Here is a 13,610-nt window from a genome sequence, read left to right on the forward strand (position 1 = left end):
CTGCGGGTGCTGCGAGCAGATAGGAGGGATAGGTGAAATTCTACCGTTATTCACAATTAAATACAGAATCAAGTGCACACCTGTGAAGTTGGATGGAACCGTGGCCCTGCCACTCCAACGCTTTGTTAGGTGTGCTTTTTTCATAAAGGAGTTCTTATGTTAGATATCAAACGTATTCGTACAGACTTTGATGCTGTCGCTGAAAAATTGGCTACACGTGGTGTAGATGCTGCAGTCTTGAACGAGATGAAAGAAATCGACGCTAAACGTCGTGACATCTTGGTCAAGGTCGAAAATCTCAAGGCAGAACGTAACACAGTTTCTGCAGAGATTGCTCAAGCCAAGCGCAATAAGGAAAATGCTGATGACAAGATTGCTGCTATGCAAGCTCTCTCTGCTGAGGTCAAATCCTTGGATGCTGAATTGGCAGAAATCGATGCTAAATTAACAGAATTCACCACTACTCTTCCAAACATCCCAGCTGACAGCGTTCCTGTTGGAGCTGATGAAGATGACAATGTGGAAGTTCGCCGTTGGGGAACTCCGCGCGAGTTTGACTTCGAGCCAAAAGCTCACTGGGATCTGGGTGAAGACCTCGGTATCCTTGACTGGGAACGTGGTGGAAAAGTGACGGGAGCTCGTTTCCTTTTCTATAAAGGTCTTGGCGCTCGTTTGGAACGTGCTATCTATAACTTTATGTTGGATGAGCATGGTAAAGAGGGCTATACCGAAGTCATCACACCTTACATGGTTAACCACGATTCTATGTTTGGTACTGGTCAATATCCAAAATTCAAGGAAGATACTTTTGAACTCAGTGACACAAACTATGTCCTTATTCCGACCGCTGAAGTTCCACTGACCAACTACTACCGTGATGAAATCCTTGATGGAAAAGACCTGCCAATCTACTTCACTGCTATGAGTCCATCTTTCCGTTCTGAAGCAGGTTCAGCTGGTCGTGATACACGTGGATTGATTCGTCTACACCAATTCCACAAGGTTGAAATGGTCAAATTTGCCAAACCAGAAGAATCTTATGAAGAATTAGAAAAAATGACAGCCAACGCTGAAAACATCCTTCAAAAACTCAACCTTCCATACCGTGTCGTTGCCCTCTCTACTGGAGATATGGGCTTCTCAGCTGCCAAGACTTACGATTTGGAAGTTTGGATTCCAGCGCAAAATACCTACCGTGAAATCTCAAGCTGTTCAAATACAGAAGATTTCCAAGCTCGTCGTGCCCAAATCCGTTACCGTGATGAAGCCGATGGCAAGGTGAAGCTGCTTCACACCTTGAATGGTTCTGGACTTGCAGTTGGACGTACAGTGGCTGCTATTCTTGAAAACTACCAAAATGAAGATGGTTCTGTAACCATCCCTGAAGTTCTTCGTCCATATATGGGTGGCGCTGAAGTTATCAAACCATAAAAAAATAAGGCCTAGCTAGATAATAGCTAGACCTTTTTTCGCAACCAAATTAGATAACCACTCAAGACAAAGAGTAAAATAATCAGGCAAAGGAGGGTTTCAGCCAATACCAAATAATCCAAAAATGGAAGTTTCAAAATTCCCTGAGCCATCTTGAGCGAGGTGGCCGTGATAATGGTTGGAAAAGTCAGAGCTGAGAAGGCTGGTTGAAATCCTTCTTTTAAAATATTGGGCAAGCGAGTCAAAACGAAGATGAAAAACGACTGAGAGACAAGCATCAGCAGTAACAAGGCCCAGGTCGGAAGAGTAACTCCACCGATACGCACCAGAGCAGCTAAGAGCAAAGAAAAAGGAGCACAGTAGATTCCTTCTTGCCCTAGTAGGGCTGGAGTCAATGGTTTTTTCTTTAAATCACTGTAAATCAACGGATAGAGAAAACAAGTAGCTAGAAAGCCGAAAGTCACCGTTAAGTAGGCAATCTGAATCAGACCAACGACTGGATAGGTCAAGGCAGCCACTGCTATCCCCACATAAAGCACCGTCCAGCTTGGTGTTGCACTAGCTCTTTCCTCCACTCCCACAAAGCGACGAGAAAAATAAGCAATCAAAGCAAGATCCAAGATAAAGGAAAACCACCACAAAAACTGGGCTAGGATAGGCATAGACGGAACTAGTCGCAAGACATAAGTCGAGAAAATCATCCCCGCCATGGGAAAGGTCGCCATGCCAGATAAGAGAGGAGCTTTGGTTAATTCTCGCTTGGTTTCAGACCAATTTCTTAGATGAAGAAGGAGAAAGAAAATCCATAAGACTAATCCAGTCAAACTAAATAAATGAGAGAGAACAGGCCAAGTATCCGCAATCAGGTTTCCTGCACCTGCCAAACCTAACAAACAACCAGAAAATACCAAGGGGAGTTTTTTCATGGCAACCTCCGTTAATCATATATTATCAGTATAGCATAAAAACCCTTAAAATAGCATAGAAAAATGAAGACTGGATTGCTCAGCCTTCATTTTTTATTTATGATTCGAACTAGGCATAGGGTTGCAACTCTGGGTTAATAGGCGTATTGGCTAGGTTATTGGCATAATTGCAAAGACTGGCAAGACTAACACCGAGAACCACATCCAAGGCATTTTGTTGCGTGTAGCCAGCTTCTAAAAATTCACTAAGCGCTTCATCTCCTACACGCCCTTTGGTATTGATGACCGCCAAGGTAAACTTAGCTAGAGTATCTAGTTTTGGGTCTGTCTCAATTGGGGTACGGTTGCGGAGGGCTTGGAGAAGATCATCATTCATTTGGATTTGTTTAATCGAAAAGGCGGTGTGACCTGCGACACAGAAAGCACAACCATTGGTTACGGCAGCTGTGATTTGCACCACTTCACGCTCTACTGGCGTCAAGCTATTGCGGCGGTTGATGGCTCCGACAGTTCGGTAGGCTTCAAGGGCGGTTGGGGCATTGGCCAAGAGACCAATTAGGTTGGGAATATAGCCATTGTTGTCTTTTTCTACTGTTTCAAGAACTTCTTTTACTTCTGCTGGTGCTGATTCTACTGTGTGGATGGTAAATGTTGTCATAAGAAACCTCTTTTCATTTTATTGTCATTTAGTCTATCATAGAATTTCTTCTTTGGATAATATATATTTTCAATTGCCATGATAGGAAATGTTTATGAAAGCAAAAAATCACACGAAAAGTGTGATTGGGTTAATGTTTAAAATACTTTTTGGTTTCGGTGATAACGACTGGTGACAAGACCAAAAGGGCAATCAAGTTGGGCAAAGCCATCAAGGCATTGACGATATCTGCGATAATCCAGACCATATCCAGCTCGATAAAACCTCCCAACAAGACCATGAGCACAAAGACAACTCGATAGAGCCAGATAAAGCGAACGCCAAAGAGAAACTCGAAACAGCGCTCTCCGTAGTAATTCCAGCCTAGAATTGTCGTAAAGGCAAAGAGAACCAAAAATATGGTCAAAAGAGCAGGCCCAAAATTTGAAAAAATTGTTGAGAAGGCTGACTGGGTAAGTGCTACTCCATTCAAATCACCGCTCCAAACTCCAGTTACCAAGATTGTCAGACCTGTCAGAGTACAGATAATCAACGTATCAATAAAGGTTCCTGTCATGGAAATCAAGCCTTGCTCAACAGGCTCATTAGTCTTAGCTGCAGCCGCTGCAATCGGAGCTGAACCAAGACCAGATTCGTTAGAAAAGACTCCTCGCGCCACACCATTTTGGATAGCCATCCGAATGCTGGCACCTGCAAAACCACCTACCGCAGCAGCTGGACTAAAGGCTGAAGTAAAGATGAGGGCAAGTGTGGCTGGGATTTTCTCAATATTAAAGAGAATAACTGTAAGAGTTCCCAAAATATAGACAATAGCCATAAATGGAACAACTGCTGTCGAAACCTTGGAAATGGATTTGAGTCCACCAAAGACGGCAATCGCAACAAAAACAGACAAAACGAGAGCTGTGATAGCTGGATCAATTTGAGCTGTATTTTGGATAGATTCTGTAATCGAATTGACTTGGGTGAAGGTACCAATCCCTAGAAGGGCTACCAATACACCCGCTAGGGCAAAGAAGATAGCAAGGGGGCGCCACTTTTCTCCCATCCCCAAAAGGATGTAGTGCATGGGCCCTCCAGCTACAGCGCCGTTTGCATCCTTGCTACGGTATTTGATAGCCAGCAAGCCTTCGGCATATTTGGTCGCCATCCCAAAGAAGGCCGCCATCCACATCCAAAAGAGGGCCCCAGGGCCCCCAACCTTAATGGCTGTCGCGACCCCAATGATGTTTCCCGTACCAACGGTGGCGGCTAGAGCTGTACATAGAGCAGCAAAGCTCGACACATCGCCATGCCCCTTGTCCTTGGTAAAAATCAACTGAAAGGCCTTAGGGAGACGAGCCACCTGCAAAAGGCCTAGTCGGATGGTCAAATAGATACCCGTTCCGACCAATAAGATCAAGAGGGGAGGCCCCCAAACGAAAGCATCAAGCGCTTTAAGCAATTCTGACATGTCCTACTCCTATCCTTCAACCCCAAAAGAAAGAGCACATGCATGATACATGTACTCTGGAATGCTTAGATAAATGCCAAAAGCGGTCTATCTTAGCTCTGTCCTTTTACCTGAGAGTTTGAGCAGTTGCCTGCCTTGCCCCTTCGGTGCCTTTACGGTCTCTCCAGAGTTCCGTCCATTTACAGTCATGGAAAACAAACCTTTCTCCACTTCTATTAAACTTCATTCGGTGTTGGTATTTTATTTTTTATTATTTTACAAGAAAAGTTAGCCTTTGTCAATATTTTCTATGAAAATTTTTGACTTTTCATTTCTTTTTTTCAGAAAGAGCGAATCCTTCTTCTCTCTATCCTTTAAAGGTCACAATGGTTGCGCCACTGCCTCCAGCGTTTTGTGGAGCATAGCCGAAACTCTTAACATGCTTGTTTCTTTGTAGGTATTTGGTGACGCCCTCACGGATGACTCCTGTACCGATACCGTGGATGATGTCTACCTGCGCCATGTTATTAAGCAGGGCTTGGTCAATAAAGGCATCCAGCTCATTCATGGCTTCTTCGTACCGTTTGCCTCGGAGATCCAGTCTAGCTTGTGGACCACGACCAGAAGCACGTTTGACGACATTGACTTGTTTTTTCTTGACTGGGGCTTCTTGTTGGGCCTGAACAAGATCAAATTCTTTCTCTTCCAAGGTCATCTTGATCAAACCAACTTGGGCTTCCCAACGGCCATCCTTGAGCTGATTGGTCAAGGTTCCACGCTGACCATAACTGAGAACCACGATATCATCTCCAACCTTTGGAGCTCGTTTTTTCTTGGCTTTTTGAAGGACCTTGTTTTTAGACAAATCGACTTTTTCAGGAGCCAGTTTTTTCAGCTCAGTCTTGGCTTCAATGATTTCGTGAGGTTTGAGTTGAGACTTACTGTGAAGATTCTTGAGAATCTGGTCACTCTCACTTAGCGCTAGTTCCACAATTTCAGCAGCCTGTTCACGCGCCTTATTGAGCTCAGTTTCCTTTTCACGATTGAGCTCGTTGTAAAGTTTTTTGAGTGCTCGATTCATCTTGAGGTTTTCTTGTTCCACCTCACGGATATTATCTAGACGTTTGCGACTTTCAAGCGTTTGCTCTTCCAATTGTTCAATGATGCGGTTGACGTCATTATCTTGGTTGACCTGCTGGCTGGCATCCCCAACGATGACATCTGACAAGCCTAGGCGTTTAGCAATTTCAAAGGCATTGCTTCGGCCAGGAACTCCCTGCATAAAGCGATAGGTCGGACGCAGACTGGCTGTATCAAACTCCATACTGGCATTTTGCACAAAGGCTGTCTCAATACCATAGGCCTTGAGTTCTGGATAGTGGGTCGTCGCCATAGTTTTGACCTGACGCAGGCGAAGATCTTCCAAAATAGCCATAGCAAGGGCTGCTCCTTCCTGCGGGTCGGTACCTGCGCCAAGCTCATCTAAGAGTAAAAGTGAATGTTTGTTGACCTTGCCAAGAATATCTACGATATTGGTCATGTGGCTGGAGAAGGTCGACAGGCTTTGTTCGATAGACTGCTCATCTCCAATATCTGCGAAGATTTCTTCGAAAATACCGACACGGCTCCCCTTATCAGCTAAAATGGGCAAGCCTGACTGGGCCATAAGTTGAGTCAAACCCAAGGTTTTGAGCATGATGGTCTTCCCACCTGTATTGGGACCCGTAATGACAATGGCCGTTAATTCCTTACCGAAGTGTACATCGTTTGCGACAGCATTTTTAACCAAAGGATGGCGGACATGAAGGAGTTGAATTTCTTGATTCTCTGAAAGTTGAGGAACGACTGCTTGTCTTTCTTGAATGAAACGCACCTTGGCACAAATCAGATCCAGATGGCCGATGATCCACGCGTCATTAGCAATCTCTGCCGCATGAGGGCGGACGCGTTCTGAGAGCTCCTGTAGGATACGAATCATCTCATAGCGTTCGTCTGCTCGCAAACTAGCGATTTCTTCGCTCAGTTTCACGACCTCACGTGGCTCGATATAGACCGTGTTTCCACTGGCAGAGATGTCGTGGACAACACCAGCAATCTTATTGCGATAGGTATTTTTGACAGGTAAGACTTGACGGTCATTTCTACTAGCGATTATCCCTTCCGTCAACATCTGCGCTTTTTGTTTAAGTAAGTCTTGCAAGACATCTCGAACTTGACTCTCGCTATCATGGATTTTTCGACGGATACGTGCCAGTTCTTCACTGGCGAAATTTTCGATGAAGCCTGCGTCATTTAGGGATTGAAGACTCCCTTGCAAGTGTGGAAAATCATGCAGTTTTTCAAACCATCTCGCCAGCTGCTCCAAGCGTACATTTTCAAGATTGGCATAAAACCCTTGCAACTCTCTGCTAGCAAGCAAGACCCGTTTGAGGAGCAGGAACTCCTCAATATTGAGGTCCGCCCCCATCTCCAGACGCTTGCAAACAGCTGAAATCTCACGTGTCGCTAGAATGGTAAAGTGGGGTTGCTCCACAAATAGGGCTTGCATTTCCTCCATTTCAGCAAAAGCCTGTTTGATTTTATCCTCCTTGGTAGTCGGAGCCAAACCTTTTAGCTCCTCTAGTCCCTGTTCTGTTAGGATATGAGGTTCAAACAAGGCTTTAATTTTATTAAATTCTAAAGTTTCTAGTATTTTTGTATTCATATTTTTCCCTTGTATACTTGTTTACAAAATTATAGTAATTAGAGGTTTTGACCTAGTCCTCCAATCTGTAAACAAAGGGCTAGGAAAAATCCCGCCCTTTTTATCCGATTAAATTTGTCACCCAGAGTTGTTTGATAAGATTTGTCGTAAAAGGGACACTTTGGATGATGTGTTTGGCTACTATACTTTTTTCGAGTGAATTTTGAATGACTGCCAGAGGCACCGTTGCAAGAATGGTCAAAGCCATTTGCAAGACAAATAAGGTTACCAATAGCGACAATAGGCCTGCTCCGATACGAAACCATTTGACATCTAGCTTTTTAGTTGGAATCAAGTATAGGAACAAACCGATAAAACGTCCGATAGTGTAACAAGTTCCGAAAACTAGAAGGTAGGCTATCCCCGCATAAAAGACCTTGTCTAGCTGAAAAAGCTGACCTGAAGGGAAGAAAAAGGTACCCTGTCCTTCCTGAGGATTGGCATAAGGGACAAGCAAGTGAAGTTGATCTCCCAGTGATTTATAAAACTGACCAGCAACAAAGGCTGATATCACTGTCACGAGGAAATAATAAACTTGCAGCACCAAACCTCTACGGTAGCCGATGTAAAACCCCCAAGCTAGAACTAGTAAGAGAAGGATCGAAATCATAGGGAATCCTCAACCTTGCTCTGCTCTTGCTTGACTGCCACTAGCTTATTTCGAAGGTCTTTAAGCTCCTGCTCCTTATCGTCAAACTCAATCTCACGACTAAGCTGCGTCGATAGGCTGTTAATCGCTAAAAGGAGGGCAATGGTTTCATCATCCGCCCCAGGCATTTGTTCTTTAATTGCTTGGTATTTTTCAGTCGCAACCTTGGCAATTTCCTCCATAAAGAGGTTGTCATGCTCGGTTGTCAAGGTTAATGTCTTTTTTCCGAATGTAAACTTATATCGATTTAGATTTGCCATAAAATTCACCTCACGATATTATACCAAATTTCGCTAACTTTGTCAGTTTTTACCAATTCTCCTGCTTTTGTGGTACAATAGAGACTATGGCAAGTATCACACTCACACCAAGTGAACAGGAAATTCAGAGCTTTTTAAGTCAGTATCAGAAGGCTCTCGCTCCTAGTAAAAATCCCTATATTCGCTATTTTTTGCGCTTTCCTCAGGCAACGGTTTCCATTTATACTTCTGGAAAAGTCCTCCTGCAGGGCGAAGCTGCTGAGCAATACGCCAGTTTCTTTGGTTATCAAGTACAACAAGAAAACCGTGGACAAGATTTCCCTATGATTGGAACTGATGAGGTGGGAAATGGTTCCTACTTTGGTGGGCTTGCTGTCGTGGCTTCCTTTGTGACAGCCGACCAGCATGAATTCTTGAGAAAACTCGGAGTGGGGGATTCAAAAACCCTGACAGATCAAAAGATTCGTCAGATTGCCCCTATCCTCAAGGAAAAGATCCAGCATCAAGCACTCCTCCTTTCACCAAGCAAGTACAACGAAGTTGTCGGAGAGCGTTACAATGCTGTTTCTGTAAAGGTTGCCCTACACAATCAGGCTATCTTTCTCCTTCTCCAAAAAGGAGTCCAGCCAGAAAAAATCGTGATTGACGCTTTTACAAGTCCTAAAAACTATGACAAGTACTTGGCGCAAGAAGCCAATCATTTTCCAAATAAGATCACTTTGGAAGAAAAAGCCGAGGGCAAATACCTGGCTGTTGCGGTTAGCTCCATCATCGCGCGGGATCTCTTCCTCGAAAACTTGGAAAATCTTGGACGAGAACTAGGCTACCAACTGCCAAGCGGCGCTGGAACTGCTTCTGATAAGGTTGCTAGCAAAATCCTTCAAGCCTATGGCATGAAAGGACTTCATTTCTGTGCCAAACTACATTTTAAAAACACTGAAAAAGCCAAAGCACTTCTAGAAAGGTAAGTTATGAATTATTTTAAAACATTTCTAAAAGAGTGGGGACTCACATTCCTCATCATTATAGTAGTTGGTCTCAGTCGTCTCTTTCTATGGACCAATGTTCGCGTGGAAGGACACTCTATGGATCCGACCCTAGCTGATGGAGAGATTCTCTTTGTCGTCAAGCACCTCCCTATTAACCGCTTTGACATTGTAGTTGCCCATGAAGATGATGGAAATAAAGACATCGTTAAACGCGTCATCGGCATGCCTGGTGATACCATTCGCTACGAAAACGACAAGCTCTTTATCAACAATCAAGAAACCGATGAACCTTACCTAGCAGACTACCTCCAACAGTTTAAAAATGATAAACTGCAAAACGCCTATTCGGGGAAAGGCTTTGAAGGGGATAAGGGGGTCTATTTTAGAAGTCTAGCCCAGAAAGCTCAAGCCTTTACTGTCGATGTGAATTTCAACACCAGCTTCAGCTTTACCGTACCCGAGGGTGAGTACCTCCTCCTTGGAGATGACCGTTTGGTTTCCAGTGACAGTCGCCATGTCGGAACCTTTAAAGCCAGTCAAATCAAAGGAGAAGCCAAATTCCGTTTCTGGCCACTCAACCGTATCGGAATCTTTTAAAATCAGCAACTAGATGCTGTGATAGTCTTTTTGAGTTAGCTTTTAGGATTAGATTGCAACTTGGCAATATCTTGTACCAAGTCCAAAATCCAAGAAAAAACTAACTGAAAGCTCTATCCCAGCTCTTTTTCTATCAAAAAGGAAATCTATGGAAGTTTATTTTTCAGGCACCATTGAACGCATTATTTTTGAAAATCCCAGTAATTTTTATCGTATCCTCCTCCTAGATATCGAAGATACCAATGCGGAGGACTTTGACGATTTTGAAATCATCGTTACAGGAACCATGGCTGACGTGATTGAGGGCGAAGACTACACTTTTTGGGGACAAATCGTTCAACACTCCAAGTACGGAGAACAACTGCAAATCAGCCGCTATGAACGAGCAAAACCGACTCGAAAAGGGCTTGTCAAATACTTTTCTAGCAGCCATTTCAAGGGAATTGGTCTCAAAACTGCTCAGAAAATCGTGGACACCTATGGTGAAAATACCATTGACGAAATTCTGGAGCATCCTGAAAAGCTAGAAAGCATTGCAGGACTCTCTGCCAAAAACCGTGAGGCTTTCCTCTCTACCCTCCGTCTCAACTATGGGACAGAGATGGTTTTGGCTAAACTTGCCAACTACGGCATTCCCAATAAACTAGCCTTTCAGATTCAAGACTTTTACAAGGAAGAAACGCTTGATGTGGTTGAAAATTATCCCTACCAGCTGGTCGAGGATATCAAGGGATTGGGTTTTACCATTGCTGACCAACTAGCGGAGGAACTAGGTATCGAAAGCCAGGCTCCCGAGCGCTTCCGTGCTGGCCTTGTCCACAGTCTCTTTCAAGGCTGTATGGATACGGGCGATACCTACATGGAAGCCCGAGATTTGCTGGAACAGACCCTGACTCTCCTCGAGTCTTCTCGTCCCGTGGAACTCGATCCTAGCCAAGTCGCTCAGGAATTATCTCATCTGATCGAAGAAGACAAGGTTCAGCAGATTGATACCAAAATCTTTGATAACAGCCTCTTTTTCGCCGAGGAAGGCATTCGCAGTCATCTTATGCGTATCCTTGAAAAAGGAAAGCAGAAAAGTCAGGATCTAGAAACCATTCACAAGCATATCGCTAGTATTGAGGAGGAACTGGGTATCCAATACGATAGCATCCAAAAACAGGCTATCTGCGATGTTATCCAGAACAAGGTCTTTATCCTAACAGGTGGACCTGGTACGGGTAAGACGACTGTTATCAATGGGATTATCGCTGTTTATGCCCTCTTAGAAGGACTTGACCTCAGGAAAAAAAGCAACCTGCCTATCCTTCTAGCAGCTCCAACTGGTCGAGCGGCTCGGCGCATGAATGAATTGACAGGTTTGCCTAGCGCGACCATTCACCGCCATTTGGGAATGACGGGTGACGATGATACCAGCCATTTGGAAGATTATCTGGATGCCGACTTTATTATCGTGGATGAATTCTCCATGGTAGATACTTGGCTAGCCAACCAACTCTTCTCTAACATCTCTTCTAACAGTAAAATTCTCATCGTGGGAGACAGTGACCAGCTACCGTCTGTCAGTCCTGGCCAGGTACTGGCTGACCTGCTCCAGATACCTCTGATCCCTCAGACTCGCTTGGAACGGATTTACCGTCAGAGTGAAGAATCAACTATCGTTACCTTAGCGAGTCAGATTCGACAAGGCATCTTGCCAGCCGACTTTACCCAGAAAAAAGCTGACCGCTCCTACTTTGAAATCGCTAGTAGCCATATCCCTGCAACCATTGAGAAGATCCTCGGTGCTGCCCTCAGAAGTGGCATTCCGGCTCGTGATATTCAGGTGCTAGCGCCTATGTATCGAGGAACTGCTGGTATTGACGCCATCAACCAACTTATGCAAGACCTGCTCAATCCTCAGCAAAAGGGGCAAGTTAGCTTTGAAGCAACTCAGTGTCACTATCGAACAGGAGACAAGGTCATTCACCTAGTCAACGACGCTGAAGTTAATGTCTTTAACGGAGATCTAGGCTACATCACAGACCTGATTCCTGGAAAATACACCGAGTCTAAACAAGACGAGATTGTCATTGATTTTGACGGCAATGAGGTCGTCTACCCACGTAACGAATGGTACAAGATTCGCCTGGCCTATGCCATGAGTATCCATAAGTCGCAGGGGAGTGAGTTTCCCGTTGTCATCCTGCCCATCACCAGTGCTAGTAGACGTATGCTGGAACGCAATCTCATCTATACAGCTATTACACGGGCCAAGAGCAAGCTTATCCTTCTTGGTGAATTACAGGCCTTTGACTATGCAGTCAAGCATATCGGGACTGCTCGCAAGACCTATCTGATTGAACGCTTTCAGGATCTGGTCGATTCAGCTGACCAAACCAGCCCAGTCCCTAGCGAAACGACAAATCAAGAGGATTCTCCTCTATCCTATATCCTCACCGAGGAAAACTGGTCCAGCATTCCCGCTATGATTGGGATTACAGATGCAGATCTCAAAGAGATTTTCGGAAAATAGCGCATAAGAAAACCCACCAATTCAGGTGGGATTTTTATTTATTAAGATTATTTAACTGTTGCTGTGCTTGTGATCAATTCAACAGCTTTTTTGATTGCGATATCGTGTTTCAACATATCAGCTGAAAGCAAGTTTTGAACTTGTGCCACTTCCATGTTGTAAGTTGCAGCCAATTGTTCGATTTCTTTTTGGATTTCTTCTTCAGTAGCGTCAAATCCTTCAGCCTTCGCAACTGCTTCGATAACAAGGTTAGTCTTCGTACGTGACTCAGCTTCTGCTTCGTATTGTTTGTGAAGGTCTTCTTGAGTAGTTCCTGTGATTTGGAAGTACATGTCAGGATTGATACCTTGACGTTGCAAGTTCCCAAGGAATTCATTTACTGAACGGTGAACTTCCTCGTGGATCATTTCTTCTGGAAGTTCTACGATCTCAGCGTTTTCTACAGCTTTATCGATTGCTGCACCTTCAAGGGCATCTTTGTATGCTTCTTCTTTAGCAGCAGTCAATTCTTTGCGGTATTTTTCTTTCAATTCAGCAAGTGTTTCCACTTCTTCGTCGATGTCTTTTGCAAGTTCATCGTCAAGAGCTGGCACTTCTTTTGCTTTTACTTCGTGAATAGTTGTCACGAATTTAGCTTCTTTACCTGCAAGGTCTTCTGCTTGGTAGTCTTCTGGGAATGTTACGACAACATCAACAGTTTCGCCAGCTGAGTGACCTACCAATTGGTCTTCAAAACCAGGGATGAATTGACCTGATCCAAGTCCAAGTGAGAAGTTTTCACCTTTTCCACCGTCAAATTCAACACCATCGATAGAACCAACGAAGTCAATCACAACAGTGTCGCCATTTTCAGCAGCACCTTCTTTGATAACCAATTCAGCCAAGTTGTTGCGTTCGCGTTCGATACGCTCTTCAACGTCAGAGTCAGTTACTTCTTTTTCTACATCAACTGATACTTCAAGGTTTTTGTAGTCGCCCAATTTTACTTCAGGTTTTGTCACGACTTCAGCTGTGATAACCCAGTCTTGACCTTTTTCCATTGAAGTAACGTCAATTTTTGGTTGCGCAACCACTTCAAGACCAGCTTCTTTTACAGCTGCTTCATAAGCGTTTGACAAAAGAGCATTCAAAACATCTTGGTAAAGTGTTTCTTCACCAAATTTTTTATCAAAGATAGGACGTGGAAGGTGACCTTTACGGAAACCTGGAACGTTAAGAGTTTTCTTTACTGAGTTGAATACACGGTCCACTTCTGGTTTGATTTGGTCTTGAGAGATAGTGAAAGTCAAGACTCCACGGTTTGTTTCTTTGTTTTCAAATGATACAGACATTCTGTCATTTCTCCTTAAAATTTTTTAAATACAGTCTATTATAACATAAACGGGTGACTTTTTTCAAGTAATGAATGCG

11 protein-coding genes and 1 riboswitch are annotated in these 13,610 nt (G+C 44.0%); of the genes, 4 read left to right on the forward strand and 7 right to left on the reverse strand.

The annotated features are described in order from the left end of the window. Positions 1-156 precede the first annotated feature (156 nt). A complete protein-coding gene (gene serS / locus BLS46_RS07555; protein ID WP_093586706.1) occupies positions 157-1,431 on the forward strand; it encodes a serine--tRNA ligase in 1,275 nt (424 codons plus the stop codon). Between the two features lie 26 nt (positions 1,432-1,457). Here serS and BLS46_RS07560 read toward each other — a convergent pair whose 3' ends face one another. The 6 genes from BLS46_RS07560 to zapA all read right to left on the reverse strand — a co-directional run bounded on the left by BLS46_RS07560 (position 1,458) and on the right by zapA (position 8,099). Then, positions 1,458-2,357, reverse strand: coding sequence for a TDT family transporter (locus BLS46_RS07560; RefSeq protein WP_084945548.1), 900 nt, complete (start codon positions 2,355-2,357; stop codon positions 1,458-1,460). A gap of 109 nt (positions 2,358-2,466) precedes the next feature. Next, a complete protein-coding gene (locus tag BLS46_RS07565; RefSeq protein ID WP_004256949.1) occupies positions 2,467-3,015 on the reverse strand; it encodes a carboxymuconolactone decarboxylase family protein in 549 nt (182 codons plus the stop codon). A 130-nt stretch (positions 3,016-3,145) separates the two neighbouring features. Next, a complete protein-coding gene (locus tag BLS46_RS07570; protein WP_093586708.1) occupies positions 3,146-4,468 on the reverse strand; it encodes an alanine/glycine:cation symporter family protein in 1,323 nt (440 codons plus the stop codon). A gap of 88 nt (positions 4,469-4,556) precedes the next feature. Beyond that, positions 4,557-4,645: riboswitch (glycine riboswitch) on the reverse strand. A 169-nt stretch (positions 4,646-4,814) separates the two neighbouring features. Further along, complete coding sequence (locus tag BLS46_RS07575; RefSeq protein ID WP_093586710.1) at positions 4,815-7,151, reverse strand: endonuclease MutS2; 2,337 nt, start codon at positions 7,149-7,151, stop codon at positions 4,815-4,817. Between the two features lie 100 nt (positions 7,152-7,251). Beyond that, positions 7,252-7,800, reverse strand: coding sequence for a CvpA family protein (locus BLS46_RS07580; RefSeq protein WP_093586711.1), 549 nt, complete (start codon positions 7,798-7,800; stop codon positions 7,252-7,254). After that, the gene (gene zapA, locus BLS46_RS07585; protein ID WP_093586713.1) at positions 7,797-8,099 is read right to left on the reverse strand and encodes a cell division protein ZapA; all 303 of its coding nucleotides are present in this window, start codon (positions 8,097-8,099) and stop codon (positions 7,797-7,799) included. Before zapA ends, BLS46_RS07580 begins: the two co-directional genes overlap by 4 nt. 86 nt (positions 8,100-8,185) lie before the next feature. Between zapA and rnhC the strand changes: the two genes are divergently transcribed. From rnhC to BLS46_RS07600, 3 genes are all read left to right on the forward strand, one after another. Next, positions 8,186-9,067, forward strand: coding sequence for a ribonuclease HIII (rnhC, locus tag BLS46_RS07590; protein ID WP_093586715.1), 882 nt, complete (start codon positions 8,186-8,188; stop codon positions 9,065-9,067). A 3-nt stretch (positions 9,068-9,070) separates the two neighbouring features. After that, on the forward strand, positions 9,071-9,685 hold the full coding sequence (lepB, locus tag BLS46_RS07595) for a signal peptidase I (protein WP_001105833.1): 615 nt from the start codon (positions 9,071-9,073) through the stop codon (positions 9,683-9,685). 148 nt (positions 9,686-9,833) lie between these two features. Then, the gene (locus BLS46_RS07600; RefSeq protein WP_093586717.1) at positions 9,834-12,200 is read left to right on the forward strand and encodes an SF1B family DNA helicase RecD2; all 2,367 of its coding nucleotides are present in this window, start codon (positions 9,834-9,836) and stop codon (positions 12,198-12,200) included. A gap of 47 nt (positions 12,201-12,247) precedes the next feature. Here the strand turns inward: BLS46_RS07600 and tig are convergent, their stop codons facing one another. Further along, positions 12,248-13,531, reverse strand: a complete 1,284-nt coding sequence (gene tig / locus BLS46_RS07605; RefSeq protein ID WP_093586719.1) for a trigger factor — start codon at positions 13,529-13,531, stop codon at positions 12,248-12,250. Positions 13,532-13,610 lie beyond the last annotated feature (79 nt).

It is taken from the genome of Streptococcus sp. NLAE-zl-C503, assembly GCF_900104285.1.
In the GTDB taxonomy this organism is placed as follows: domain Bacteria; phylum Bacillota; class Bacilli; order Lactobacillales; family Streptococcaceae; genus Streptococcus.